The 26,303-nt window shown below is 57.8% G+C and carries 23 protein-coding genes; 13 read left to right on the top strand and 10 right to left on the bottom strand.

Annotated features, from left to right (window positions below; translation table 11 throughout):
- Positions 1-40: 40 nt before the first annotated feature.
- From acnD to GBC55_RS15805, 4 genes are all read right to left on the bottom strand, one after another.
- Entirely contained in the window at positions 41-2,638 is a 2,598-nt protein-coding gene (acnD, locus tag GBC55_RS15790) for a Fe/S-dependent 2-methylisocitrate dehydratase AcnD (protein ID WP_162438311.1), read from the bottom strand.
- 185 nt (positions 2,639-2,823) lie between these two features.
- The gene (gene prpC, locus GBC55_RS15795; protein WP_162438310.1) at positions 2,824-3,951 is read right to left on the bottom strand and encodes a 2-methylcitrate synthase; all 1,128 of its coding nucleotides are present in this window, start codon (positions 3,949-3,951) and stop codon (positions 2,824-2,826) included.
- Between the two features lie 201 nt (positions 3,952-4,152).
- Positions 4,153-5,043 (bottom strand): methylisocitrate lyase, encoded by an 891-nt coding sequence (prpB, locus tag GBC55_RS15800; RefSeq protein ID WP_162438309.1) that lies wholly within the window; start codon positions 5,041-5,043, stop codon positions 4,153-4,155.
- Positions 5,040-5,759, bottom strand: coding sequence for a GntR family transcriptional regulator (locus GBC55_RS15805; protein ID WP_178114305.1), 720 nt, complete (start codon positions 5,757-5,759; stop codon positions 5,040-5,042). The genes prpB and GBC55_RS15805 overlap by 4 nt, the downstream gene beginning before the upstream one ends.
- A 304-nt stretch (positions 5,760-6,063) precedes the next feature.
- On the opposite strand from GBC55_RS15805, the gene GBC55_RS15810 reads away from it, so the two are divergent.
- The 4 genes from GBC55_RS15810 (at position 6,064) to pabB (ending at position 10,680) form a co-directional block, all read left to right on the top strand.
- Positions 6,064-6,600, top strand: coding sequence for an ATP-dependent zinc protease (locus tag GBC55_RS15810; protein ID WP_162438307.1), 537 nt, complete (start codon positions 6,064-6,066; stop codon positions 6,598-6,600).
- 5 nt (positions 6,601-6,605) lie between these two features.
- Positions 6,606-8,141 carry an inactive transglutaminase family protein gene (locus tag GBC55_RS15815; protein WP_162438306.1) on the top strand — a complete coding sequence of 512 codons (1,536 nt, stop codon included), beginning with the start codon at positions 6,606-6,608 and terminating at the stop codon, positions 8,139-8,141.
- On the top strand, positions 8,141-9,127 hold the full coding sequence (locus tag GBC55_RS15820; RefSeq protein ID WP_162438305.1) for an alpha-L-glutamate ligase-like protein: 987 nt from the start codon (positions 8,141-8,143) through the stop codon (positions 9,125-9,127). The genes GBC55_RS15815 and GBC55_RS15820 overlap by 1 nt, the downstream gene beginning before the upstream one ends.
- 215 nt (positions 9,128-9,342) lie before the next feature.
- Positions 9,343-10,680: an aminodeoxychorismate synthase component I gene (pabB, locus tag GBC55_RS15825; RefSeq protein WP_162438304.1), complete on the top strand. Its 1,338-nt coding sequence runs from the start codon at positions 9,343-9,345 to the stop codon at positions 10,678-10,680.
- A 49-nt stretch (positions 10,681-10,729) separates the two neighbouring features.
- Here the strand turns inward: pabB and thrH are convergent, their stop codons facing one another.
- Positions 10,730-11,347, bottom strand: coding sequence for a bifunctional phosphoserine phosphatase/homoserine phosphotransferase ThrH (thrH, locus tag GBC55_RS15830; protein WP_162438303.1), 618 nt, complete (start codon positions 11,345-11,347; stop codon positions 10,730-10,732).
- A 173-nt stretch (positions 11,348-11,520) separates the two neighbouring features.
- On the opposite strand from thrH, the gene GBC55_RS15835 reads away from it, so the two are divergent.
- From GBC55_RS15835 to GBC55_RS15845, 3 genes are all read left to right on the top strand, one after another.
- Positions 11,521-12,261 (top strand): phosphoadenylyl-sulfate reductase, encoded by a 741-nt coding sequence (locus GBC55_RS15835; protein WP_150800675.1) that lies wholly within the window; start codon positions 11,521-11,523, stop codon positions 12,259-12,261.
- 493 nt (positions 12,262-12,754) lie between these two features.
- On the top strand, positions 12,755-14,296 hold the full coding sequence (locus GBC55_RS15840) for an NCS1 family nucleobase:cation symporter-1 (RefSeq protein WP_162438302.1): 1,542 nt from the start codon (positions 12,755-12,757) through the stop codon (positions 14,294-14,296).
- Positions 14,297-14,353: 57 nt separating this feature from the next.
- Complete coding sequence (locus GBC55_RS15845) at positions 14,354-15,082, top strand: aspartate/glutamate racemase family protein (protein WP_162438301.1); 729 nt, start codon at positions 14,354-14,356, stop codon at positions 15,080-15,082.
- 288 nt (positions 15,083-15,370) lie between these two features.
- Here the strand turns inward: GBC55_RS15845 and GBC55_RS15850 are convergent, their stop codons facing one another.
- Positions 15,371-16,294 (bottom strand): LysR family transcriptional regulator, encoded by a 924-nt coding sequence (locus GBC55_RS15850; protein WP_162438300.1) that lies wholly within the window; start codon positions 16,292-16,294, stop codon positions 15,371-15,373.
- 125 nt (positions 16,295-16,419) lie between these two features.
- Between GBC55_RS15850 and GBC55_RS15855 the strand changes: the two genes are divergently transcribed.
- Complete coding sequence (locus tag GBC55_RS15855) at positions 16,420-17,166, top strand: 3-oxoacyl-ACP reductase family protein (protein ID WP_162438299.1); 747 nt, start codon at positions 16,420-16,422, stop codon at positions 17,164-17,166.
- A gap of 125 nt (positions 17,167-17,291) precedes the next feature.
- Here the strand turns inward: GBC55_RS15855 and GBC55_RS15860 are convergent, their stop codons facing one another.
- On the bottom strand, positions 17,292-17,987 hold the full coding sequence (locus GBC55_RS15860; protein ID WP_162438298.1) for an HAD-IA family hydrolase: 696 nt from the start codon (positions 17,985-17,987) through the stop codon (positions 17,292-17,294).
- Positions 17,988-18,248: 261 nt separating this feature from the next.
- Here GBC55_RS15860 and GBC55_RS15865 point away from each other — a divergent pair, with 261 nt between their 5' ends.
- The 5 genes from GBC55_RS15865 (at position 18,249) to GBC55_RS15885 (ending at position 24,820) form a co-directional block, all read left to right on the top strand.
- Positions 18,249-23,120, top strand: a complete 4,872-nt coding sequence (locus tag GBC55_RS15865; protein ID WP_162438297.1) for an RHS repeat-associated core domain-containing protein — start codon at positions 18,249-18,251, stop codon at positions 23,118-23,120.
- Positions 23,117-23,527: a hypothetical protein gene (locus GBC55_RS15870; RefSeq protein ID WP_162438296.1), complete on the top strand. Its 411-nt coding sequence runs from the start codon at positions 23,117-23,119 to the stop codon at positions 23,525-23,527. The genes GBC55_RS15865 and GBC55_RS15870 overlap by 4 nt, the downstream gene beginning before the upstream one ends.
- Before the next feature lie 73 nt (positions 23,528-23,600).
- Positions 23,601-23,993 (top strand): hypothetical protein, encoded by a 393-nt coding sequence (locus GBC55_RS15875; protein WP_162438295.1) that lies wholly within the window; start codon positions 23,601-23,603, stop codon positions 23,991-23,993.
- Between the two features lie 150 nt (positions 23,994-24,143).
- A complete protein-coding gene (locus tag GBC55_RS15880) occupies positions 24,144-24,455 on the top strand; it encodes a hypothetical protein (RefSeq protein ID WP_162438294.1) in 312 nt (103 codons plus the stop codon).
- A 134-nt stretch (positions 24,456-24,589) separates the two neighbouring features.
- A complete protein-coding gene (locus GBC55_RS15885; protein ID WP_162438293.1) occupies positions 24,590-24,820 on the top strand; it encodes a hypothetical protein in 231 nt (76 codons plus the stop codon).
- Positions 24,821-25,511: 691 nt separating this feature from the next.
- Here GBC55_RS15885 and GBC55_RS15895 read toward each other — a convergent pair.
- The 3 genes from GBC55_RS15895 to GBC55_RS15905 form a co-directional block, all read right to left on the bottom strand.
- Entirely contained in the window at positions 25,512-25,724 is a 213-nt protein-coding gene (locus GBC55_RS15895; protein WP_162438292.1) for a hypothetical protein, read from the bottom strand.
- Between the two features lie 94 nt (positions 25,725-25,818).
- Positions 25,819-26,034 (bottom strand): hypothetical protein, encoded by a 216-nt coding sequence (locus GBC55_RS15900; protein ID WP_162438291.1) that lies wholly within the window; start codon positions 26,032-26,034, stop codon positions 25,819-25,821.
- A 27-nt stretch (positions 26,035-26,061) separates the two neighbouring features.
- On the bottom strand, positions 26,062-26,303 hold a 242-nt coding region (locus GBC55_RS15905), incomplete at its 5' end, for a glycine zipper domain-containing protein (RefSeq protein WP_348650981.1).

Consider the following 26,303-nt stretch of genomic DNA (forward strand, 5'->3'; position numbering starts at 1 on the left):
AAGACACGGGACTCAAGGTCCCGTGTCTGTGCTGCGTGTGTCAGACGGCGACCGCCGACTCTTCGAGGAAGTCCTGGGCGAAGCGTTGCAACACGCCGCCCGCTTCATAGATCGACACTTCTTCGGCGGTGTCGAGGCGGCACATCACCGGCACTTCGACGCGTTCGCCGTTCTTGCGATTGATCACCAGCGTCAGTTCGGCGCGCGGCGTGCGTTCGCCGATCACGTCGTAGGTTTCGCTGCCATCGATGGCCAGGGTGTGACGGTTGGTGCCCGGCTTGAACTCCAGCGGCAACACGCCCATGCCCACCAGGTTGGTGCGGTGAATGCGCTCGAAGCCTTCGGCGGCAATCGCTTCCACACCCGCCAGACGAACGCCTTTGGCGGCCCAGTCGCGGGACGAGCCCTGACCGTAGTCAGCGCCGGCAATAATGATCAGCGGCTGCTTGCGGTCCATGTAGGTTTCAATGGCTTCCCACATCCGCATGACCTGGCCTTCCGGCTCGACGCGAGCGAGCGAGCCCTGCTTGACCTTGCCGTTTTCCACGACCATTTCGTTGAACAGTTTCGGGTTGGCGAAGGTCGCGCGCTGCGCGGTCAGGTGGTCACCCCGGTGAGTCGCGTAAGAGTTGAAGTCCTCTTCCGGCAAGCCCATTTTCGCCAGGTATTCACCGGCGGCGCTGTCGAGCATGATCGCGTTCGACGGCGACAGGTGATCGGTGGTGATGTTGTCCGGCAGTACCGCCAGCGGACGCATACCCTTGAGCGGACGTGCACCGGCCAATGCGCCTTCCCAGTAAGGCGGACGACGGATGTAGGTGCTCATCTCGCGCCAGTCGTACAGCGGCGTCACTTTCGGGCCGGTGTCTTCGTGGATGGCGAACATCGGGATGTAGACCTGGCGGAACTGCTCCGGCTTGACCGATGCCTTGACCACCGCATCGATCTCTTCGTCGCTCGGCCAGATGTCTTTCAGACGGATTTCCCGACCTTCGGCATCCAGACCCAGCACGTCTTTTTCGATATCGAAACGGATGGTCCCGGCGATGGCGTAAGCCACCACCAACGGTGGCGAAGCGAGGAACGCATTCTTGGCGTACGGGTGAATCCGGCCATCGAAGTTGCGGTTACCAGACAGTACGGCGGTGGCGTACAGGTCGCGGTCGATAATCTCTTGCTGAATCACCGGATCCAGTGCGCCGGACATGCCGTTGCAGGTGGTGCACGCGAACGCCACCACGCCGAATCCGAGCTGCTCGAGTTCGTCGGTCAGGCCGGCTTCATCGAGGTACAGCGCGACGGTTTTCGAACCCGGCGCCAGGGACGACTTCACCCATGGCTTACGGGTCAGGCCGAGCTTGTTGGCGTTGCGCGCCAGCAGGCCGGCGGCGATCACGTTGCGCGGGTTACTGGTGTTGGTGCAGCTGGTGATGGCGGCGATGATCACCGCGCCATCCGGCATCTGGCCCGGCACGTCATCCCACTGTCCGGAGATACCCTGGGCCGCGAGATCGGACGTCGCGACGCGGGCATGCGGGTTGCTCGGGCCTGCCATGTTGCGCACCACCGAGGACAGGTTGAAGGTCAACCCTCGCTCGTATTGCGCACCTTTCAGGCTGTCAGCCCACAGACCTGTGGTCTTGGCATAGTGCTCTACAAGCTGCACCTGCTCGTCTTCACGGCCAGTGAGTTTGAGGTAGTCGATGGTCTGCTGGTCGATGTAGAACATCGCGGCAGTGGCGCCGTATTCCGGGGCCATGTTGGAAATGGTTGCGCGGTCGCCCAAGGTCAGCGCAGAAGCGCCTTCACCGAAGAATTCCAGCCATGCGCCGACCACTTTTTGCTTACGCAGGAACTCGGTCAGTGCCAGCACCATGTCGGTGGCGGTGATGCCCGGTTGCAGCTTGCCGGTCAGCTCAACGCCGACGCTTTCTGGCAGACGCATCCACGATGCACGACCGAGCATGACGCTCTCGGCTTCCAGACCACCGACGCCGATGGCGATCACGCCCAGCGCATCGACGTGCGGGGTGTGGCTGTCGGTGCCGACGCAGGTATCAGGGAACGCTACGCCGTCACGCACCTGGATCACCGGAGACATTTTCTCCAGGTTGATCTGGTGCATGATGCCGTTGCCCGGCGGGATCACGTCGACGTTCTTGAACGCCTTCTTGGTCCAGTTGATGAAGTGGAAACGGTCTTCGTTGCGACGGTCTTCGATGGCGCGGTTTTTCTCGAACGCCTCTGGATCGAAGCCACCGCGCTCAACGGCCAGGGAGTGGTCGACGATCAGTTGAGTGGGCACTACCGGGTTCACTTGCGCCGGATCACCGCCTTGCAAGGCGATGGCATCACGCAGGCCGGCGAGGTCGACCAGAGCGGTCTGGCCGAGGATGTCGTGGCACACCACGCGAGCAGGAAACCAGGGGAAATCGAGGTCGCGCTTGCGCTCGATGAATTGCTTGAGGGATTCGGTGAGCGTGGCCGGGTCACAGCGACGCACCAGGTTTTCCGCCAGCACGCGGGAGGTATACGGCAGGGTGTCGTAGGCGCCAGGTTGAATGGCTTCGACAGCCGCACGGACGTCGAAGTAATCCAGATGGCTGCCAGGCAGTGGTTTGCGGAATTCAGTGTTCATCGTCAGGACTCGGTCACGGTGGTTACAAAAGGTGGGGCCTGGCAGTTGAAGTGAGACCGGTCCCCTGTAGGAGCCGAGCTTGCTCGCGATAGCGGTGTATCCGTCGACATCAATGTTGAATGTCAGTCCGTCATCGCGAGCAAGCTCGGCTCCTACAGGTTCCCGGTTCAGCCGACCCTCACCATTCAGCGTTGTTCGATTGGCACGAACTTGCGCTGTTCGACGCCGGTGTATTCGGCGCTCGGACGGATGATGCGGTTGTTGGCGCGTTGTTCGTACACGTGCGCTGCCCAGCCGGTCAGGCGCGAGCAAACGAAAATCGGTGTGAACAACTTGGTCGGAATGCCCATGAAGTGATACGCCGAGGCATGGTAGAAGTCGGCGTTCGGGAACAGTTTTTTCTGCTCCCACATGGTCTTGTCGATGGCTTCGGAAACCGGGAACAACACGGTGTCGCCCACTTCGTCAGCGAGTTTTTTCGACCAGCCCTTGATCACCTCGTTGCGCGGATCGTTGTCTTTATAGATCGCGTGACCGAAGCCCATGATCTTGTCCTTGCGCTCGAGCATGCCGAGGGTGCCTTTGACGGCGTCTTCCGGCGAGCTGAAGCGTTCGATCATTTCCATCGCAGCTTCGTTGGCGCCGCCGTGCAGTGGACCACGCAGGGAGCCGATGGCAGCGGTGATGCAGGAATACAGATCGGACAAGGTCGACGCGCAAACACGTGCGGTGAAGGTCGAAGCGTTGAACTCGTGCTCTGCGTACAGAATCAGCGAAACGTTCATCACCTTGACGTGCAACTCGCTCGGCTTCTTGCCGTGCAGCAGGTGCAGGAAGTGACCGCCAATGGACTGCTCGTCGCTCACGCAATCGATGCGCTTGCCTTCGTGGCTGAAGCGATACCAGTAGGTCATGATCGCCGGGAACGCGGCCAGCAGACGGTCGGTCTTGTCGTGTTGCTCGGAGAAGTCTTTCTCAGGCTCCAGGTTGCCGAGGAAAGAGCAACCGGTGCGCATCACGTCCATCGGGTGGGCGTCAGCGGGGATGCGCTCCAGCACTTCTTTCAGTGCTTGCGGCAGGTCGCGCAGTTTGCTCAGCTTGGCGATGTATTCGTTCAGTTGCGCCTTGGTCGGCAGCTCGCCGTAGAGCAGCAGGTAAGCGACTTCTTCAAACTGCGCGTCTGCCGCCAGTTCGCGAACGTCGTAACCGCGATAGGTCAGACCTGCACCCGACTGGCCCACGGTGGACAGTGCGGTTTGCCCGGCAACCTGGCCACGGAGCCCGGCGCCACTGAGTACTTTTGCTTCGGCCATTTCTGCCTCCAATCTTGAATTTATTAGGGAATCGGCACGTTTTTATTCATCAGGTTCACAGTGCATCTCTGTAGCAGCTGGCGAAGCCTGCGTCCGGCTGCATTCGTAAAACCTGCAAGCGCGTTTGCCCGGTTTGGCAAGTCCTTCGGCCTCGGACGCAGCCTCGCAGGCTCGGCAGCTGCTACAAAAGTGCGGTGTTGATTACTTCTTCGCAGCAAACAACGCATCGAGCTTCTGCTCGAAGGTGTGGTAGTCGATGCGATCGTAAAGCTCCATGCGAGTCTGCATGGTGTCGATGACGTTCTGTTGCGTGCCGTCGCGGCGAATCGCGGTGTAGACGTTTTCCGCGGCCTTGTTCATCGCGCGGAAGGCCGACAGCGGGTACAGCACCAGGGAAACATCGGCGCCAGCCAGTTGTTCGGTGGTGTACAGCGGCGTTGCGCCGAACTCGGTGATGTTGGCCAGGATCGGCGCTTTCACGCGGTTGGCGAACAGCTTGTACATGTCCAGTTCAGTGATGGCTTCCGGGAAAATCATGTCGGCGCCCGCCTCGATGCACGCCGCAGCGCGATCCAGTGCCGATTCCAGGCCTTCCACCGCCAGGGCGTCGGTGCGCGCCATGATCACGAAGCTGTCATCGGTGCGCGCATCGACGGCCGCTTTGATGCGGTCGACCATTTCCTGCAGGGACACGATTTCTTTATTTGGACGATGGCCACAGCGCTTGGCGCCGACCTGGTCTTCGATGTGGATCGCTGCGGCGCCGAACTTGATCATCGACTTCACGGTGCGCGCCACGTTGAACGCTGAGGAACCGAAACCGGTGTCCACATCCACCAGCAGCGGCAGATCGCAAACGTCGGTGATACGGCGCACGTCGGTCAGCACATCATCCAGGCCCGTAATGCCCAGGTCAGGCACGCCCAGGGAGCCGGCAGCTACCCCGCCACCCGACAGGTAAATCGCCTTGAAACCGGCGCGCTTGGCCAGCAATGCGTGGTTGGCGTTGATCGCGCCAACGACTTGCAGCGGATGCTCGCTGGCGACCGCATCGCGGAAACGCTGGCCTGGAGTGCTCTTGTTGGAACTCATGACTCACCTCGTTCTGTGGCTGTCGGGTTAGCGCCGTCCTGGTAGTGACGGGCGATATTGCGTTTGGAGGCGCCGATGTGACGGCGCATCAACAACTCGGCCAGTTCACCGTCACGGTCGGCGATGGCATCGAGAATTCTGTGGTGTTCGGCGAACGCCTGCCGCGGACGGTTGGGCGTGGTGGAGAACTGGATGCGGTACATGCGCACCAACTGATAGAGCTCGCCGCACAGCATCTGGGTCAGGGTGCGGTTACCGCTGCCCTGGATGATTCGGTAGTGAAAGTCGAAATCGCCTTCCTGCTGGTAATAGCCGACACCGGCCTGAAACGCTGCATCGCGCTCATGGGTTTCCAGCACCCGGCGCAGTTCGTCGATTTCTTCGACGCTCATGCGCTCGGCGGCCAGCCGGCACGCCATGCCTTCCAGGGATTCGCGGATTTCGTAGAGCTCCACCAGCTCGGCGTGGTTGAGCGACACCACTCTTGCCCCGACATGCGGTATGCGCACCAGCAGACGCTGGCCTTCCAGGCGGTGGATGGCCTCGCGCAGCGGGCCGCGGCTGATGCCGTAGGTGCGCGCCAGCTCTGGCTCGGAGATTTTGCTACCGGGGGCAATTTCGCCCTTGACGATGGCCGCCTGAATGCGTCGGAAGACGTTCTCGGAGAGCGTCTCCGAATCGTCTTGAGCCATGACCGGGGGATCGAGTTGATCCAGCATATTGTCGACACCTTGAAAGCGGATGCCGCAAAAACTAGCGAAAACACGACTAACAGTCAAAGGAAAAATACAGATTGTCGACAATCGTCTAATAAACGTCTCTAGCATGCCAAACCGGCACAAGGAAGGTTATAGCCCCCTGCCAGCGGTGGCGCCATAAAACCACCGTGCTAGAATGCCGCCCGCATTTGTTTGTGACATCTGCACTGCCTGTCATCATTGGCTGACAGGCATACGAGGGAGCTTGCGCAGCGATGCCAGGGCCTTGAATCGAAACACGGACCGCTGCGCACCAGGATTTATGAGACTCAAGCCCTTCCCGACATTCCTTTATCTTCTTTGCCTGCCCGGTTTCGCTGTGGCAGGGGAAAAGACTGTGTACGGCCTTAATGAATACGCGTCTCTGGAGGGTATCAACCTGGAAGTCGCCGCCAAACTCGACACCGGCGCGAAAACCGCCTCATTAAGTGCCCGCGACATCAAGCGCTTCAAACGCAATGGCGAGTCCTGGGTGCGCTTCTATCTGGCCATCGATGCCGCGCATTCGCACCCGATCGAGCGACCGCTGGCACGCGTCAGCAAGATCAAGCGGCGCGCCGGCGACTACGACCCCGAAGAGGGCAAGAAGTACACCGCTCGTCCGGTGATCGAGCTGGATATCTGCATGGGCTCGGCTTTACGCAGCATCGAAGTGAACCTAACCGACCGCAGCGCCTTCCAATACCCGCTCTTGATCGGCTCCGAAGCCTTGAAGCGCTTCGATGCGCTGGTCGATCCCAGTCTTAAATACGCTGCTGGCAAACCCGCCTGCGCCACCGACGCACATACCGCAGAGTAATTCCAATGCGCTCTCTTACCCTCCATCTGAAAATGTTGATCGCCATCCTGGTGGTGCTGGGCATTTCAGTTACGGCCTATCAGATTTTCGTGCTCGGCATTCCCGTGACCGAAGACGCCACCGACGACTTGTGGAACATCGACGCCAAGGTCGAGTTCGTCGCCAGTGCCAAAGACCCGGTCAAGATCCAGATGTTCGTGCCGCCGCTGAGCCGCGATTACGTCAGCCTCAACGAGAGCTTTATCTCCAATAACTACGGCGTGGCCGTGAACCGTGTCGACGGTAACCGCAAGGTCACCTGGTCGGCACGCCGGGCCAAGGGCAACCAGACGCTGTATTACCGCCTGGTGCTGACCAAGCGTTACACCGGTGAGAAAGCCAAGATCAAAGGCCCGACGTTCCGCGACAGCATCGTGGTGGAAGGTCCGGAAAAAATCGCCGCCGAGGCCCTGCTCGCGCCGATTCGCCAGCACTCGGCCGACGTCGAAACCTTCATCGGCGAAGCGATCAAGCGGGTCAACAACGTTAATGACGACAACGTGAAACTGCTGCTGGGCGGCGATCCGTCCACCGTGCACAAGGCGCGCATCGTCGAATTGCTGCTGTCCATCGCCCATGTGCCGATAGAAAAAGTCCATACCATTCGCTTGGTGGCTGACCAACCGCAAACCCCTGAGCTGTGGCTGCGCAGCTTCAACGGCACCGATTGGCTTTACTTCAACCCGGAAACCGGCGAACAGGGCCTGCCGACTGACCGCCTGCTGTGGTGGACCGGTGACGAAAACCTGATCACCGTCGATGGCGGCAAAAAAGCCAACGTGACGTTCAGCCTGAACAACAGTGAAATGAACGCCATTCGCCTGGCCAAGCTGACGGACGAAAACACCGACGCCAACTTCCTCGAGTACTCGCTGTACGGCCTGCCGCTGCAGACCCAGCAAACGTTCATGATCATGGTGATGATCCCGATCGGTGTGCTGGTGATCCTGATCCTGCGCAACCTGATCGGCCTGCAGACCCTGGGGACCTTTACCCCGGTGCTGATTGCCCTCGCCTTCCGGGAGACGCAGCTCGGCTTCGGGATCGTGCTGTTCACCATCATCACGGCGCTGGGGCTGTCGCTGCGTTCCTACCTTGAGCACCTGAAGCTGCAGATGTTGCCGAGGCTGTCCGTGGTCCTGACGTTCGTGGTGGTGCTGATCGCGGCGATCAGTCTGTTCAGCCACAAGCTCGGACTCGAACGCGGGCTGTCGGTGGCGTTGTTCCCGATGGTGATCCTGACCATGACCATTGAGCGCCTGTCGATCACCTGGGAAGAACGTGGCGGCGGTCATGCCATGAAAGTGGCGATCGGCACGCTGTTCGCCGCTTCCCTGGCGCACCTGATCATGAGCGTGCCGGAACTGGTGTACTTCGTGTTCACCTTCCCGGCGATCCTGCTGATCCTGGTGGGCTTCATGCTGGCGATGGGTCGCTATCGCGGCTACCGCCTGACTGAACTGGTGCGTTTCAAGGCGTTCCTGAAGAAGGCTGACGCCTGATGTTCGGTTTCTGGAAGACCTGGAAAGCCCTGGAAGCCCGGGGCATCATGGGGATCAATCGGCGCAACGCGGACTATGTGCTCAAGTACAACAAGCGCAGCCTGTACCCGATTGTCGATGACAAGATCATCACCAAGGAACGCGCCACCGCTGCCGGCATTCATGTGCCGGAACTGTATGGCGTGATTTCCACCGAGAAAGAAATCGACAAGCTCGACGAGATCATCGGCGGACGCAGCGACTTCGTGATCAAACCGGCCCAAGGCGCAGGCGGAGACGGCATCATTGTGATTGCCGACCGCTTCGAGGGCCGCTATCGCACGGTGTCCGGCAAGATCATCAGTCATGAGGAAATCGAGCACCATGTCTCCAGCATCCTCACCGGCCTGTACTCCTTGGGTGGCCACCGTGACCGTGCGCTGATCGAATACCGGGTGATCCCGGACCAGATCTTCAAGAGCATCAGCTACGAAGGCGTGCCGGATATCCGCATCATCGTGCTGATGGGCTATCCGGTCATGGCCATGCTGCGCCTGCCAACGCGCCAGTCCGGCGGCAAGGCCAACCTGCACCAGGGCGCCATCGGCGTGGGTGTCGACCTCGCCACCGGCCTGACCTTGCGCGGTACCTGGCTGAACAACATCATCACCAAACACCCCGACACCACCAACGCGGTGGACGGCGTGCAACTGCCCTACTGGGACGGTTTCATGAAGCTCGCGGCCGGTTGCTATGAGCTGTGCGGGCTGGGTTACATCGGTGTGGACATGGTGCTCGACCAGGAAAAGGGCCCGCTGATTCTTGAGCTGAATGCCCGGCCTGGGTTGAACATTCAGATTGCCAACGATTGCGGCCTGACGCTGCGCACCCATGCGGTCGAGGCGCGGCTGGAGGACCTGAAGGCCCGCGGCGTGACTGAAACCGTCGAAGAGCGGGTTGCGTTCGTTCAGGAGATGTTTGGGCATATTCCTGGCGTTGAGGGCTGATCCGAAAGCTGTGTGGCGAGGGGATTTATCCCCGTTGGCCAGCGTAGCAGGCCCATTTTTTTTGGGGCCGCTTCGCAGCCCAACGGGGATAAATCCCCTCGCCACAGGTGTCGTTAGCCGCTCCTGAGGTGTCTTTTCCCGACATCCCCTCTAGGAGCAATTCCTCGAGGGGACTACAATCGCCACCCCGCCTCGCTGGCTGATCTGCCCCTCCCATGTTGACCTGTTCCGTACACCCGCTGCCCTATTGCGCCAACCCCGCCGAGTACTTCGCGGTGATTCGTCACGCCCCCGGTGCCGTGCTGCTCGACAGTGGCCGGCCCATCGCTGATCGCGGTCGCTATGACCTGCTCAGCGCCTGGCCGCTGGAAGAATTGGCGGTGCGGCCTGACGAAAGCGGCAGCGATTTCCTGCAACGCCTGCGCGACCAGCTGGCACAACTCGGTGAAGCGACTGTCCCTCTGGACCTGCCCTTCGCCGGGGGCCTGATCGGTTACCTCAGTTACGACTTCGGCCGGCACCTGGAAAACCTTCCAAGCCAGGCGCAGGACGACCTGAACCTGCCCGACGCGCGTTTTGGTATGTACGCATGGGCGCTGATCAGTGACCACGATTGCGCGACCAGTCAGCTGGTGTTTCACCCGAAACTGGACGAGACCGAGCGCCAACGGCTGATCACACTGTTCAGCCAGCCTGCGGCTCATGCCGTCGAGCCATTCAAGCTAAACGGCCCGATGAGCGCCGACCTGAGTGCTGATGAATATCGCCAGGCGCTGGCGCGCATCCAGCACTACATCCAGGCCGGTGACTGCTACCAGGTCAACTTCGCCCAGCGGTTCCGTGCACAGTGCTCAGGTGATCCATGGGCGGCGTACTGCGCGTTACGCGCGGCCTGTCCGACGCCTTTTTCCGGGTTCCAGAGCCTGCCCGACGGCGGTGCGGTCCTCAGTCTGTCCCCAGAACGCTTCGTTAAAGTCAGTGAACGCCAGGTTGAAACCCGCCCGATCAAAGGCACCCGACCACGGGGCCTGACTGCCGCTGAAGACGCGGCGAATGCCGCCGAGCTACTGGCCAGCCCCAAGGACCGGGCAGAGAACCTGATGATCGTCGACCTGCTACGCAACGACCTCGGACGGACCTGTCGCATCGGTTCGGTGCGGGTGCCGGAGTTGTTCAGCCTGGAAAGCTACCCGAACGTGCACCACCTGGTGAGCAGCGTCACCGGTGATCTGGCGGACGATCGGGATGCGCTGGACTTGATTGCCGGCAGCTTTCCCGGCGGCTCGATCACCGGCGCGCCGAAAATTCGCGCGATGCAGATCATCGACGAGCTGGAGCCCACCCGGCGCGGGTTGTACTGCGGTTCTTTGTTGTACCTGGACGTGCGTGGCGAGATGGACAGCTCCATCGCGATTCGCAGTTTGTTGGTCAAGGATGGACAGGTATGTTGCTGGGGCGGTGGCGGGATCGTCGCGGATTCGCAGTGGGAAGCGGAGTATCAGGAGTCGATTACCAAGGTGAAGGTACTGCTCGACACCCTGCAAAACCTCTAGCTTTCCTGATCACTCCCACGCTCCACGTGGGAACGATCAGCGGCCGTAATTACAGGCTGAGCGCCCGGTTGGAAGCCTTGATGAATTCCTGCTTCAGCTCATCAAAGGTATGCACCGCCGGGAACTGCGGAAACTCGCGAATCACATTATCCGGCGCATGGAACAGTATCCCCGCATCCGCTTCACCCAACATGGTGGTGTCGTTGTACGAATCCCCCGCCGCGATCACGCGATAGTAGAGACTCTTGAAGGCCAGGACCGACTGGCGCTTGGGGTCTCGCTGACGCAACTGGTAGCTCGTCACCCGACCGGTATCGTCGGTAATCAAACGATGACAGAGCAAGGTCGGGAAGCCCAATTGACGCATCAGCGGCTGGGAGAACTCGTAAAACGTATCCGACAGAATCACCACCTGAAAGCGTTCACGCAGCCAGTTGACGAACTCGACGGCGCCGTCCAGCGGCTTGAGCGTGGCGATCACTTCCTGGATATCGGAAAGCTTGAGGCCGTGCTCGTCGAGAATCCGCAAGCGCTGCTTCATCAGCACGTCGTAGTCGGGAATGTCCCGGGTAGTGGCCTTGAGGGATTCAATCCCGGTTTTTTCGGCGAAGGCGATCCAGATTTCCGGGACCAATACACCTTCAAGATCCAGACAGGCAATTTCCACAAGACACTCCCATTTGTATTGTTTATTGAGTCGAGCGAGTAAAAAGACTGCCGAACTCTAGCGACTCGCACGGGCCGGCGCAACGCAGAGGGCGCGCCAGCGACTGCAGGATTTTGTTACCATCTGGCCCATATAGAGCGCCCAGCGCCACCGACCTGTAGGAAGCCGCCCTGATGAGCCCATCGTTCGATGTCGTGGAACTCGCCACGACCTATGCCAATAAATCTGCACAGGACATCCTGAAACTCGCGTTCGCCGAGTTTGGCGATGACCTGTGGATATCTTTCAGCGGTGCCGAAGACGTGGTGCTGGTGGACATGGCCTGGAAGCTGAACAAGAACGTCAAAGTGTTCAGCCTCGACACCGGCCGCTTGCACCCCGAGACCTACCGTTTTATCGATCAGGTGCGCGAGCACTACAAGATCGACATCGAGCTGGTCTCGCCGGACTACACGAAACTTGAACCGTTCGTGAAGGAAAAAGGCCTGTTCAGCTTCTACAAGGATGGCCATGGCGAATGCTGCGGCATCCGCAAGATCGAGCCGCTGCGGCGCAAACTGTCTGGCGTGACCGCCTGGGCGACCGGCCAGCGTCGCGATCAGAGCCCTGGCACCCGCAGCGCTGTCGCCGTGATGGAAATCGATACCGCGTTCTCCACCCCGGAACGCACCCTGTACAAATTCAACCCGCTGGCGCAAATGACCAGCGAGGAGATCTGGGGCTACATCCGCATGCTTGAGCTGCCATACAACAGCCTGCATGAACGCGGCTTCATCAGCATCGGCTGCGAACCCTGCACCCGCCCGGTCCTGCCGAACCAGCACGAGCGAGAAGGTCGCTGGTGGTGGGAAGAAGCGACGCAGAAAGAATGCGGATTGCATGCCGGTAACATCATCAGCAAATCGAAAGCGTAAAAGATCGCATCCCGTAGGAGCTGGCGAAGCCTGCGATCTTTTGATCTTTAAAACGTGTACACACGAATGTCACCATCGGTGCCATTTATGTGTGCACTTTTTGTTCTAGCGCCCTGAAAAGTTACATCCCTCCTGGCTAACCTCCTCCACAACCTTTTCTCTTCCCCCGCACCGCAAAAATAAATACCTGTTCAATCGGTCAATTTATTTCTCTTTAATTTCCTGCATTTATCGAAAACAGATAACAAAACGAAATTACAACTACGTTTGATAGATCGTTAACTGGCATAGATCTGGCTTGAGTGCATACATGTTTTGTATACAACACAAATCAAAACATACACACACTTTAGATCCGCACGCCTGAAGCGCCCTATCCCGTACAGGCTGCAGATGCCCCGTAACCAATGATGCTTATCGCCCGCGACGAAGATTTGTCGAGCCAACGCTCAAGCACAGTCATCGCGACGCCAAGCTTCAGGAGCCTGCCGGAATGCGTACTAGCCTCTTAAACAAGAACATCGCGCTGGATCTACCCTCCTCTCACCCCACTACCGTTCCCCACGATCAGACGTTTCAGGACCCGGTCGTGCTAAGCCCGCGCTTGCACAACAAGGACCTCGCCCCGACCAAGGCCGAAGGTCGACGCTGGGGTCGCTACAGTATTTTCGCCCTGTGGACCAATGACGTGCACAACATTGCCAACTATTCCTTCGCCATCGGGCTGTATGCATTGGGGCTGGGCGGCTGGCAGATTTTGTTGTCCCTGGGTATCGGCGCGGCGCTTGTGTACAGCTTCATGAACCTCTCCGGCTACATGGGCCAGAAAACCGGTGTGCCGTTTCCGGTGATCAGCCGCATCAGTTTCGGCATTCACGGGGCGCAGATTCCTGCATTGATCCGCGCCGTTATCGCCATCGCCTGGTTCGGAATTCAGACGTACCTGGCGTCGGTGGTCTTGCGTGTGTTGCTGACCGCCGTACACCCTGGCTTCGCCGACTACGATCACAACCTGTTCCTCGGCCTCTCGAGTCTGGGCTGGGTGTGCTTCGTCGCGATCTGGTTGGTGCAACTGGGCATTCTGGCTTACGGCATGGAGATGGTTCGACGCTACGAGGCGTTCGCCGGGCCAGTGATTCTGCTGACGGTCGCAGCGCTGGCGGCGTGGATGTACACCCAGGCCGACGCGACCATTGCCTGGTCCATCCGCGAGCCTCTGACCGGCAGCGAGATGTGGCGCAACATCTTCGCCGGCGGTGCACTGTGGCTGGCCATCTACGGCACGCTGATCCTCAACTTCTGCGACTTCGCCCGCTCCTCGCCCTGCCGCAAGACCATCAAGGTAGGAAACTTCTGGGGATTGCCGGTGAATATTCTGGTGTTCGCGGCCATCACCGTCCTGCTCTGCGGCGCGCAATTCCAAATCAATGGCCGGATCATCGAAAGCCCGACCGAGATCATCGCCTCAATTCCCAACACCTTCTTCCTGGTGCTCGGCTGCCTGGCGTTCCTGATCGTGACCGTGGCGGTCAACATCATGGCCAACTTCGTGGCCCCGGCGTTCGTGCTGAGCAACCTGGCACCTAAATACCTGACCTTTCGCCGTGCCGGATTGATCAGCGCGACCATCGCCGTGCTGATCCTGCCGTGGAACCTCTATAACAGCCCGCTGGTGATCGTGTACTTCCTCTCTGGCCTGGGCGCCCTACTCGGCCCGCTGTACGGGGTGATCATGGTCGACTACTGGCTTGTACGAAAAGGTCAGGTCAACGTGCCGCAGTTGTACAGCGAAGACCCCAACGGCGCTTATTACTACAGCCGCGGCGTCAATTTACGCGCGGTCGCGGCGTTTATTCCTGCGGCACTGATCGCCATCGTGCTGGCGCTGGTGCCGGGATTCCACAGCGTGTCGCCCTTCTCCTGGCTGATCGGTGCCGGGATCGCCGGAATGCTCTACCTGATCATCGCCAAACGTCAGCCTCATTACGCCGACGTCAGTGGTGAATCCATCGCAGTCGACAACGCCAGCCACTAAATCCCCGGCGGCCCGACAGCCTCGGGCCGCAGAACTGCCCCGCTTTAAGGACTTCTCATGCGAATTCTCGTGGTCAACGTCAACACTACCGAATCCATCACCCAGGCCATTGCGCGCTCGGCGCAGTCCGTGGCCGCGCCGGGTACTGAAATCATTGGCCTGACCCCGTTTTTCGGTGCCGACTCGGTCGAGGGCAATTTCGAGAGTTACCTCGCAGCCATCGCGGTCATGGATCGGGTGATGTCCTACGACGAACCCTTCGATGCAGTGATCCAGGCCGGTTACGGCGAGCACGGTCGCGAAGGGTTGCAGGAATTGCTCAACGTACCGGTGGTGGACATCACCGACGCGGCGGCGAGTACTGCGATGTTCCTCGGCCATGCCTATTCGGTGGTCACCACCCTCGACCGCACCGTGCCGCTGATCGAGGATCGGTTGAAACTGTCGGGGCTCTGGGACCGCTGCGCGTCCGTGCGGGCCAGTGGTTTGGCGGTCCTGGAGCTGGAGCACGAACCGCAACGGGCGCTGGAAGCTATCGTGCATCAGGCCGAATTGGCGGTCACTCATGACAAGGCAGAAGTGATCTGCCTGGGCTGCGGCGGCATGGCCGGGCTGGATGAGCAGATTCGCCGACGCACCGGCGTGCCCGTGATTGATGGCGTAACGGCGGCGGTGACCATTGCCGAATCTTTGGTGCGATTGGGGTTGTCGACGTCGAAGGTGCGGACTTATGCCACGCCGCGGCCGAAAACCATCATAGGCTGGCCGGGGCGGTTTGCTCGGTAGACCGCGTTATCGTTCATCGCTAGCAGGCTAGCTCCCACACTGGATCTGCGGCGTCCACAAATCCCCTGTGGGAACTACCGCACTGGATCTGCGGCGTCCACAAATCCCCTGTGGGAACTACCGCACTGGATCTGCGGCGTCCACAAATCCCCTGTGGGAACTACCGCACTGGATCTGCGGCGTCCACAAATCCCCTGTGGGAGCTACCGCACTGGATCTGCGGCGTTCACAAATCCCCTGTGGGAGCTAGCCTGCTGGCGATGGCGGCGCCTCGGTCCCAAGAATTGCTCAAACCGCGCTAAACCGTTGCCCCAACCCCTGCTCAGCAAATTGCTCGATCACAAAATCGACAAACGCCCGGGTCTTGCCCGGTAGCAGTTTGTGCTCCGCGTAATAGATAGAGATATTGCCATCATCGACGTACCAATCCGGCAACACCCGCCGCAAGATGCCTGCCTCCAGGTACCCGATGGCAAACGGCATGCTCACCAGGGCGATGCCCAGTCCCTGGGTCGCCGTGGCGCATGCGGCCTCCGAATCGCTCATCGTCATTCGCGCCTTGAGCGTCAGCGGGCTGTGTTGCTGGGTGCGACTGGTCAACTGCCATGAGCGCACGCGACCTGTTTGCGGTGAACGAATCAGGATGCCGTCGTGATGTTTGAGATCATCAGGCTCGCCAATCGATTCATGCGCGTCCAGGTAGTCGGCTGAGGCCACCAGCACCCGATGGGCCGGTGTCAGCTTGCGCGCCACCACCCCCTGCGGCAGCTCAAAGCCGCCACCTATTGCCGCATCGAATCCCTGACCGATCAGATCGACCTGACGGTTATCGAAATGCCAGTCCGGATTAATCGCCGGAAAGCGTCGCAAAAACTCTCCCAGCATCGGCACGATGTACAGCCGACCGAACACGGTGCCCATGCTGACTTTCAGCGTGCCGGCCGGGCGTCCTTCGGCACTGGCAAGATTGGCCACGGCGTTCTGGATGGTGTGCAAACTGGCGCTGACTTCGCCGAGAAACAGATGACCGGCCTCGGTCAATGTCAGGCTTCGGGTGCTGCGCTGAAACAACCGCACACCCAGCCGCGCTTCAAGCTTGGCGACACTTTTGCCCACTGCCGCCGGGGTCAGGCTCAAGCGTCTAGCGGCTTCGGCAAAGCTGCCGACCTCGGCGCTGCGCACGAAGCATTCGATACTGCTGAAGGTTTCCATAAGCACCACTATAAACTTCTGGTTTACACAGACTATCGCAATTACCGTCTACTCAGACTGTAATCAAGAATCGATACTAGGCTCCATCAACCGAGGCATCTCGCCTCGGGACTTTGGAGATCGACATGACTACTCAGAACCTCAGCGGCAAAGTGGCGTTGATTCAAGGCGGGTCTCGCGGCATCGGCGCAGCCATCGTCAAACGCCTGGCCGCTGAAGGCGCGACCGTTGCCTTCACTTACGTAAGCTCCACCGCAAAAGCCGAAGAACTGCAAAACAGCCTCACGGCCAACGGCGGCAAGGCCCTGGCCATCAAAGCCGACAGCGCCGATGCCGACGCCATTCGCAGCGCTGTCGACCAGACCGTCAAAGCCTTTGGCCGCCTGGACATTCTGGTCAACAACGCCGGCGTGCTGGCAGTTGCGCCACTGGAAGATTTCAAACTTGAAGACTTCGACCAAACCCTGGCCATCAATGTGCGCAGCGTGTTCATTGCCACCCAGGCCGCCGCCAAACACATGACCGAAGGCGGTCGCATCATCAACATCGGCAGCACTAACGCCGACCGCATGCCCTTCGCCGGTGGCGGTCCCTATGCGATGAGCAAATCGGCACTGGTCGGACTGACCAAAGGCCTGGCGCGCGACCTCGGTCCACGGGGCATCACCATCAATAACGTGCAACCAGGCCCTGTGGACACCGACATGAATCCAGCCAGCGGCGACTTCGCTGAAAGCCTGATCCCGTTGATGGCGGTGGGCCGTTACGGCAAAGCGGATGAAATCGCCAGTTTCGTCGCTTACTTGGTGGGACCTGAAGCGGGCTACATCACCGGTGCCAGCCTGACCATCGACGGTGGTTTCGGCGCCTGATACGGGTCGGTCAAAGGCAAATCAAATGTGGGAGCCTGCTCGCGATGAGGGAGTATCAGCCGACGTCAATCTCGCCTGATACACCGCTTTCGCGAGCAATCTTTGCTCCCACAATTGATTGGACATCAAGCCCACTCAAGCGCCGGCAAACCACAGTCAGCGGGTCTGAAAGCCTTCAACGTACGAAGAATCCCGTCGGCGTGTGCGTATTTTTCATCGGCCATCGCCGCATCCGGAATCGCAATGGCGCTCATCCCCGCCGCTTTCGCCGCGGTGACACCGAAGGGCGAATCCTCGAACACCAGGCAATCCTCCGGTGCGACCCCCAAGCGGCGCGCCGCGGTCAGGAAAATGTCCGGCGCCGGTTTGGCTGCGCCGACTTCCGGGTCATCGGCCGTCACGATGAAATCGAACAGTTCAAACCAGTCACGGTGCAGGGTGGTTTTCTGGCCAAACGACTGACGCGAAGAGCTGGTGCCCACCGCGATAGGAATGTTGTTGGCCTTCAAATGCCGAACCAGTTCCTGTGCACCCGGCATCGCCAGCGCGGTCGGAAAACGCTCGCGCATCAGCGGCTCGCGAATCTTTAGAAACTCTTCGGCGGTAATCGGCAGATCGAGCGCCTCGACCACATAACGCGCCAGATCACCCGCGCCACGGCCAATGATGTTCTGTTTGACGCTCCAATCGAAAGTACGGCCAAAACGCTGGGCGATGATGGACGTGACTTCGGTGTAAATACCCTCGGTGTCCAGCAGCAAGCCGTCCATATCGAAAATCACGGCCTTGATCGGGCCAATGTCGTTCAGCGGTGCATTCATCGCATCTGATCCGTTTTCAATGACATCCCAATGCGGCAAACGTACGGCCGGATCCGGATTTGATTAAAGGGTTCAGCAGCATATCGAGCGCGGGCGGCATAGGGCAACGAACAATGACAGACGGGTGAAAATTCACTCACCACGTTGACGACGTCATTTGGCGATTTCCCCTACAGCACCCGTCTCTTTCCCCGACTTCTTTCCTCCCGCATCCCACGCAAAGTCTCGCGAAATTTAATCAGTAGGCGCGAGAGGCTGCGAATGTTCGATCCTGACAAGGTTTTGGCCTTGAACAACGCCATCGGGCTGCTGGTCGTTGCCGCCATGAACCCTGCGCAACCCGACGTCGAAGCGCTGATCGCTGACTTTCGACTTTGCCTCAACAACTACGAGTCCTGGGCGGAAAGTTACTGGACAGGCTCTGCGCTAGAGGTCGAGCAAGTCTTCACGGTGGGTGAAGAGCACCAGCTCAGCGCACCGACTCATTCGACGGTCAGTTCTACCGTCGCCACCTGCCCCGCAAGCGGTCCTTTGACGCTGGTGCACCGGTTCGAAACCGCGCGCTTCGTCCCGATCGGCAATACGCCGTTGACGCTCGAACTGATAACCCAGGGGCGAGAAGGTGAGATCCGCCATGGCGCGCCGACTCACCACACCATCGGCCCCAGCGGCATCCTCGAAATACCTGAATGCTCGCGCGGCGAGCGTTACCGCATCACTTTTTTCCCGAACGTTTCCGCGCAACACGTCAAAGCACTTTATGCCTCCTATCAAAACGTCATCAGCGATCTGGAAGGTTGGCTGCGCAACGAATGGACAGCCGAGTTCGCGCCTTTGTGGGCTGGGTTTTCCGAAGCGGGTTTCAGCCAGCGTTACGGCATGCTGCAACAGGCCGACTGGCGCGGTTTCGAGCAGTCGCTGTTCGGTTTATGGGATGGCGTGAAGCAGGTTTATGGCTTGATCGCCGACCTGCAAACCAACAGTGAGAAGCTGCTCAAATACCTGACCGAGGGCGAGCTCGACACCTTGCTCAACGCCTCTGCAGACGCCATCGCCAGCCTGTTGATGATGCTGAGTGACGAGCCGTTGATGTTCATTCATCTCGCCGCGTTCACCAGTTGGCTGAGGATGCTGCCGCCGCAATACATCGCCGAAGTCGTCGCGCAAATTCGCACCGAACTATTGATTGGCTTCCTGCTGACCTGTTTAACAGGCCCGGCAGGTTTAAACGTCGGCATCAGCAGCAAAGTGCTGGGCAAGGTCGAGTCGCCACGCGCCAGGCAATGGCTGGCAGCGGCCAGTCTGCGACTGGCGGAGCTCACTAATCGGTCCGACCTGAGTGCTCACGCAGGCGCACTCAAACCCTTGATGGTAACTGCGCGAAATGTCCCATTGAAGCCCGCTGCTTCGGTGCCGCTAACGATTCGCGCCGTCGACTCAAAGGTTGTTCGGGTGGACAATCCGTTAGTCATCGCCCGCCACCCCTCCGTCGCAAAAACCCGATTAAGCAAACAAGAACGCCAGGACGACGCGCCCGACCAAGCGAAGAATCCCAATGGTGACAGCGCTGATTGCGGGCCGCTGACGTGCACCAACGGCTGCCCCGTGTCGATGGTCACGGGCGAAGAGTTGCTCACGCTGATCGATGGTTCGCTGGACGGGATTTTGCCGTTCGACTTCACCCGGCTCTATCGCACCAGCGCAGCAGACATCGATTGCGGGCTCGGCTTCGGCTGGAGTCATTCCCTGTCCCATTCGCTGCACATCGATGCCGATCAGGTCATCTGGACCGACCACGAAAACCGGCGCACAACGTTTCCCCTGCCAACTGCCGAACGTCCGGCTATTCACAACAGCCTGTCCCGTGCCGCCATTTACAAAGGGGACGATTCGCAGGAACTGATCCTCGCCCTGGCCGGTGAGACCGCACGTTTTTTCCACTTCCGTGCAGGGCAATTGGCGACGATCAGCGATGCCTATGGCAACCGTCTGACGGTGCAGCGCGATTTCGCGAACAGAATCGAACGCCTGGACAATGGTGCCGGCCGCTCACTGCGGTTGCGCTGGGATCGTCGACACCTGGTCGCCGTCGACTATCAGAGTTTTCATCCGGCCCCCACGCTGCAAGACGCGTGGCGCACCGAGCAAGTCCTTGCGACCTACCGCTACGACGCCTGTCATCGCCTGGTAGCGGCAAACAACGCGGCCGACGAAAGCGAGCGGTACGACTACGACGACCAGAACGTCATTCTTCAACGGCAATTGGCCGGTGGGGCAAGTTCCTTTTGGGAGTGGGAAAGATCCGGAAAGGCGGCGCGATGCATTAGACATTGGGCGAGCTTTTCGCAGATGGACACACGTTACCTCTGGGACGACCACGGCGAGGTGGTGGTTAAGAACGCCGATGGTAGCGAAGAGGCTTACCGGCATGACGAACAGGCTCGTCTGATACGCCGCGTTGAAGCCGATGGCGGCGAGCATCTGAACACCTATGACAGCAAAGGACGGCTGACGGCTGAACAGACGCCACTCGGCGCGATAACCGAATACCGCTATGACGAAGCCGGACGGCTGATTGCTCATATTCCCCCTGAGGACGAACCCACTTCCTACGAATACCGGAACGGCTTCCTGCACGCACGCCATCGCGCCAACGCGGTCTGGACGTATCAGCGCAATGCTCAGGGTGATGTGACCCGGGCGACCGACCCCGAGGGCCATTCCACCTATTACCACTACGACACAAAGGGACAGTTGTTATTGATCCGCTACCCGGACAGCAGCGGCCATACCTTTGTACGAAATGCCTTGGGGCAACTGGTTGAAGAGACCTTGCCAACGGGAGGCCAACGACGCTTTTCCTACGACTGCCTGGGGCGTCGGATTACCCATCAGGACGAACACGGTGGCGTCACCCGGTATGAATGGGACGCAGTAGGACGTCTGCTGCAAACCACCTTCCCCTCGGGTGCCAGCCGCGCTTTCACCTACAACGCGTACGGCAAGATCACCGGGGAACGTTGCGAGCTGGGCCGCGTCACGCGTTTTGAGTACGCCGCGGACTTGCATCTGGTCAGTCGCCGGATCAATCCCGACGGATCGCAGCTGAAGTACCGCTACGACAATGCGCGACTGCTGCTGACCGAGATCGAAAACGAATCCGGCGAAAAGTATCAGCTGGACTACTGGCCTGGCGGATTGATCCGACAGGAAACCGGGTTCGATGGTCGACGTACCGCTTATGCCTATGACTTGAGTGGGCACTTGCTGCAGAAAACCGAGTTCGGCGATGACGACTCGCGATTAGTGACCGGCTACCACCGCAATTCCGCTGGCCGGCTACTGGTCAAGACGTTGCCGGACGGGAAAAAAGTCGAGTACCACTACGATGCGCTCGGCCGCCTGACCCGTGTCGACGACAACAACGATCACCCGCTGGAATTCGAGTACGACGAACAGGATCGCCTGGTCACCGAGCATCAGGGCTGGGGCACGTTGCGTTACCGCTACAACGCCTGCGGCCAGCTCGATCACATGCGCCTGCCGGACCACAGCAAACTCGACTTTCATCTTGCCCAGGGTGGCGCACTTGCAGCCATCGATCTCAATGGATCACGGTTGTCGTCCCACGCATTTATTGCCGGGCGTGAACGGCAGCGCCAGCAAGGTTTGCTCAGCAGCGATTACGCGTACGACGACCAAGGTCGGTTGACCGCTCACGCTATCGGCCAGCCGTTACGCCCTCTTTACCGCCGAGATTATGCCTACAGCGCAAACGGCAATCTCGACAGCATTGCTGACACCCGAAACGGCAAGCGCAGCTATCAACACGACTTCCTTGACCGCCTGATCCGCGTCCACCACTCCCGCGAGCACCAACCGGAAAGCTTCGTTCACGACCCGGCAGGCAACCTGCTGATGCTGGATCGTCCAGGACCGATCACCGTCAAAAACCACCGACTGCTCAAACAAGGTAATCGCCAATACACCTACGACGCCTTCGGGAATTTGATCCGCAAGCGCCGAGGAACTGCGCCGACACTGGTGACCGAGTACCGCTACGACTGCCAGCATCGACTGATCGGCATCACCCTGCCCAATGGCACGCAGGCCACCTATCGATACGATGCCTTTGGCCGCCGGATCAGCAAGACCGTCGATGGCAACACCACCGAATTCTTCTGGCAAGGCGACAACCTCGTCGCCGAAAGCAGCGCCGAGCACTACCGCAGCTACGTCTACGAACCCGGCACCTTCCGGCCATTGGCGATGCTCGACGGCAAAGGCCCGCGCAAAGCCTGCCCTTATTACTACCAACTCGACCACCTCGGCACCCCCCAGGAACTGACCGACTACAGCGGCGAAATCGTCTGGGCAGCCCAATACACCGCCTACGGCCGCCTGACCCGACTGAACCGCGATACGCATCAGGTACTCGACCAACCGCTGAGGTTTCAGGGCCAGTACTTCGACGCCGAAACCGGCCTGCACTACAACCGGCATCGCTACTACAATCCGGACGTCGGCCGATACCTGACACCGGACCCGAAACGGTTGGCGGGTGGGCTTAACGGGTATCAGTACACAAGGAATCCGACGGGTTGGGTTGATCCGCTGGGGTTGAATGAGTGTCCCGGGCGGGATGGGTGTAAGAAGCCTTCGTTTGGGGATGAGGATCCGGCTGGGAAGGTTGGGGTTGATGAGGGGGCGGTTAAGGTTCCGTCACCTAAGGAAGAAGGCGATTATCTTTATCGGGGGGATCAACGAGAACCATATGAAATATTTGAGAACGGATTCAAAAGTAAAGGTAAAAGTAACGACCTGCTTCTTCACTCTATAGACAGTGATTTCCCTCCTAGCAACTTCATTAGCACCTCGCCGTCCCGCCAAGTCGGGAAGAATTTCGCGACCAGTTTCAATACGGATATCGGATATCTTTACACGCTCCAAAAAATCCCTGGCTATGATCTTAAGAAAGAACTTGGCGCACTGTATGATTTCGGAGCAGAAAATGAAATAGCTATAAAAGGCAAAATAAATAAAGAGGACGTGCTGGGCGCCACGCTGATTCTTGATAATGGTAAAGAGTTTGGTTACTCGATCCCTAACCCTAATCGGAAGATAAGAAATTGATTTCTGAAACTGAAATAATTATTAGCATAGACGGAAAAAGAGAGACCGCCAAAATAACATGCGACAAAAAAACAGTCACGTTAAGTCTCATCATGAAAAACGGAAAAATTGAAACGTGCCAGGATGTTAATTTTTATAAATGCTTTGGCGGTTTAAGACAAAGGAACTCACACATTCAGTTTCTATGCAAAGGAGCAAAGGTCAATGTGCACCCTTCAAGCATGGGCTCACAAATGTCTCTTGGACTGAAAGCATATGAGTTGCAGATGGGAAAAGCGCCCAGCCTCGATGATTTAGTCTTTATATTTGACTTTGAAGACGAAAACTTAACGAACGATCCAGACGAGCAGCGGGGTTATTACTTACAATGGATAAGCTCAAAAAAAAACATAGATGCTTTTAAATAATATCCATACTAACCCGCGTACCACTCACCCACTGTGGTATTAACCATGCCGCCAAGTACTGCAGAGCTCTGCAATGAAAACTATAAATATAGCTTTATTAGTCAATGAAAAATTAGAAACCGCGTCACTGATATGCGATTCAAAAAAACGCACAATCGCTTTTTCACTGCCGAACGCCTTAGGCAAAATATACAGCGCTGAGGACCTCTATGCGTGCCTTGGCCTATTACGAGCCGATTTCCCCAATATAAAATTCCTCTGCAAAGGCGCCAAACTCAACGTTCATCCATCCCGCATGTCGTCACAAATGTCTGCGGGAAATTTAGCTTATGAAATGACTATCGGGAGATCCGCTGGCAATGAAGACATAGTAAACATTTTTGATTACGAAGATACTGACATCACAAACAACATTGAAGATCAACGAACATTCTACAGACAATGGATTGAATCGCTATCCAAATAACACCAAAATCGACACTTGGCATTCTATAAAAAAGTGCCAGCCTGTCACATTACTTTGCGACTAATGAACATCTCAGTTGCGCGTAACACTTAGCACCAAGACAATTCATGGACATCCCATTTCAGCGAATAAACTCAGAAAAGTAACAAAATGATTGACTTGAAATTTATCCGTGGAAATATCGCACATGACGATCTTTCCTCACTAGAGAAAAAAGACGTTAAATATCAAATCGACTCTTTGAAGGAAGACCTGCTTCAAGTTGAGTATCCCGCCTCGCTACTGCTAGACGCCGGCTGGTACCCGTCCTGTAGTGCAGCAGGCTTTTTTCAAATAAGAGTGATCGAAAACTACAATTGGGACGCACCATTGTATTCCTCCACATCGAAAACTATACCATCCCTAATCACAGAACTTTCGCTTGCACAGAATTTTATTGAGAACCATCAAAAAGCCTATTAACCGGCGTAAGTCACCTAATGATTTTCTCTACAATCCAAATACGCCGAGACAGCACAACCAAATGCATACAATCAGAAAAATATTTCTGAAAGGTGATCAAAAGCGACTCTCAAGACAAAAAGATAGGCCGCACAATGGATAATTCAATCTCAGCAAAGCTACTAAAAATCAATGAAGACGACGAAAATCATGCGACGCTACTCATCAATGGGCTTTCTATTGAATGCTTCGTAAATTCATGCCCATATGCAACTGAAATTGGAAAAACATATCCGATTGAGCTAACACTCTACCTTTCTGATACCTACATGCTCAGCAGAGCAAAAAACACAGACCCTATAGTAGAAAAATCCTCCAAGGGCTAAGCCTACTTTCTGTGCGGAACGCTAAAAAATAGTGTACTTGAGTCTTTTACTAATTTTGACGATCAAGACACACTATGACCACCCAAATTTAAATGACCAATACGTAAAACTAGAAGTCGATCGAATAGATGTGAACTTTTTATAATCCTTACAGCCCATTCTAACCATCAATTCCGTTAACTAATTAGCCCAGCAAAGGCTGGGCTATTGTAGTCATTAAACTGAGCTTCATCCTATCCACCCGCCCCACCACCACTACTTGCACCACCCGAACTACTACCACTCGCTCCAGAACCACTCGAATCCTCAGAGCCACTCCCGGATCCGCTCCCCATCGAACTCCCACCACTCATCGACCCACTTCCCGTCCCAGGACTTGTACTACTCCCATTAGCATCACCCGCATTCCCACTATCAATACTGCCAGGCGGCAAGGCATTTCCGCTCGCTGAACCCGCATTCATTTCAGTGGAAGGCGGCATGCCGCCTTTATCGACCGGCGCATCGTTGCCGGAAGATTGACCAAACGCCACAAATGAACTGACCGACAACACGCCGGCCATTGTCATGACTGTCAACGTTGACCTGTTCATGATGCATCTCCTTAAAAAGACACTGTCCTGATGTCTGGCAGCGTTCGATTTTTAAAGGTGCCACTCAATCGACGAGCGGCAATAAGAACATGCGCGTTTCAGCTGGGTTCACCGGAGGCATCATCACCGGCTATATCGGGATCATCGGGGCTGGCTTCCACGTCGCCACGCTTGACATCGTCGTTCGGGAGTTGCTCAACGGCGGTGTCATCGTCCGGTGGACGTTGATCACGGCTTAATGAGTCAGTGGGTGATGGCAGTGGGTATTCGGGAGTTTCGTCAACGTCGGAAACATCAGGATCGGAGTTCATGGAGCACCTCTCAAGGGGCCTGAAAGAACAGGCCCTGAAGGTTCGAGAAGATTGCGCAGCGCGGGGTTCGATCAGGCGGACGATCGGTCTGCAACTATTGCTCGTCTTCGTCTACATCCTCTTCTTCATACTCTGTATTTCCTACATCGCCCGCATCATCGGAATCGTTAAGCGGTACGGTGGCATCATCCATGAGTGATCCCGGATCTTCGTTACCAGGGTCATTGAGATCCTGCCCTTTATTTGGATCGTTGATGTAGGGAACACCGCTCGGTCCTTTTTCTTCATTACCTTCGGTTTCAGGCGTCATGGCATACCTCGCACGGATCGGCGTGAATTAGCGATGCTTGTTCTTGTGTTTATGTTTATTTTTATGGCCGCCGCCGGAATGGGAGCTGCCGTTGTCACTGCCCAGGTTATTACCGACTGCGCCACCTGCCGCGCCGCCGAGGCCCGCGCCAATGGTGGAACCGGTGGAGCCGCCCAGACTGTTACCGATCACTGAACCGCCCGCCGAGCCCAAGCCACCGCCAACGGCCGCTTCAGTGCGGCTACCTTTGGGGGCGCCGACAGCACTGC

The sequence above is a fragment of the Pseudomonas sp. TNT3 genome (genome assembly GCF_010095445.2).
Lineage (GTDB): Bacteria > Pseudomonadota > Gammaproteobacteria > Pseudomonadales > Pseudomonadaceae > Aquipseudomonas.

Excerpts from the sequence above, each read along its gene's own strand:
- GBC55_RS15850 (WP_162438300.1), bottom strand. The coding sequence starts at position 16,294 with ATGGAAACCTTCAGCAGTATCGAATGCTTCGTGCGCAGCGCCGAGGTC.
- GBC55_RS15865 (WP_162438297.1), top strand. The coding sequence starts at position 18,249 with ATGTTCGATCCTGACAAGGTTTTGGCCTTGAACAACGCCATCGGGCTG.
- GBC55_RS15845 (WP_162438301.1), top strand. The coding sequence starts at position 14,354 with ATGCGAATTCTCGTGGTCAACGTCAACACTACCGAATCCATCACCCAG.
- GBC55_RS15820 (WP_162438305.1), top strand. The coding sequence starts at position 8,141 with ATGTTCGGTTTCTGGAAGACCTGGAAAGCCCTGGAAGCCCGGGGCATC.
- GBC55_RS15855 (WP_162438299.1), top strand. The coding sequence starts at position 16,420 with ATGACTACTCAGAACCTCAGCGGCAAAGTGGCGTTGATTCAAGGCGGG.
- GBC55_RS15885 (WP_162438293.1), top strand. The coding sequence starts at position 24,590 with ATGGATAATTCAATCTCAGCAAAGCTACTAAAAATCAATGAAGACGAC.
- GBC55_RS15895 (WP_162438292.1), bottom strand. The coding sequence starts at position 25,724 with ATGAACTCCGATCCTGATGTTTCCGACGTTGACGAAACTCCCGAATAC.
- prpC (WP_162438310.1), bottom strand. The coding sequence starts at position 3,951 with ATGGCCGAAGCAAAAGTACTCAGTGGCGCCGGGCTCCGTGGCCAGGTT.
- GBC55_RS15900 (WP_162438291.1), bottom strand. The coding sequence starts at position 26,034 with ATGACGCCTGAAACCGAAGGTAATGAAGAAAAAGGACCGAGCGGTGTT.
- acnD (WP_162438311.1), bottom strand. The coding sequence starts at position 2,638 with ATGAACACTGAATTCCGCAAACCACTGCCTGGCAGCCATCTGGATTAC.
- GBC55_RS15840 (WP_162438302.1), top strand. The coding sequence starts at position 12,755 with ATGCGTACTAGCCTCTTAAACAAGAACATCGCGCTGGATCTACCCTCC.
- GBC55_RS15880 (WP_162438294.1), top strand. The coding sequence starts at position 24,144 with ATGATTGACTTGAAATTTATCCGTGGAAATATCGCACATGACGATCTT.
- GBC55_RS15835 (WP_150800675.1), top strand. The coding sequence starts at position 11,521 with ATGAGCCCATCGTTCGATGTCGTGGAACTCGCCACGACCTATGCCAAT.
- prpB (WP_162438309.1), bottom strand. The coding sequence starts at position 5,043 with ATGAGTTCCAACAAGAGCACTCCAGGCCAGCGTTTCCGCGATGCGGTC.
- GBC55_RS15875 (WP_162438295.1), top strand. The coding sequence starts at position 23,601 with ATGAAAACTATAAATATAGCTTTATTAGTCAATGAAAAATTAGAAACC.
- pabB (WP_162438304.1), top strand. The coding sequence starts at position 9,343 with ATGTTGACCTGTTCCGTACACCCGCTGCCCTATTGCGCCAACCCCGCC.
- GBC55_RS15810 (WP_162438307.1), top strand. The coding sequence starts at position 6,064 with ATGAGACTCAAGCCCTTCCCGACATTCCTTTATCTTCTTTGCCTGCCC.
- GBC55_RS15860 (WP_162438298.1), bottom strand. The coding sequence starts at position 17,987 with ATGAATGCACCGCTGAACGACATTGGCCCGATCAAGGCCGTGATTTTC.
- GBC55_RS15815 (WP_162438306.1), top strand. The coding sequence starts at position 6,606 with ATGCGCTCTCTTACCCTCCATCTGAAAATGTTGATCGCCATCCTGGTG.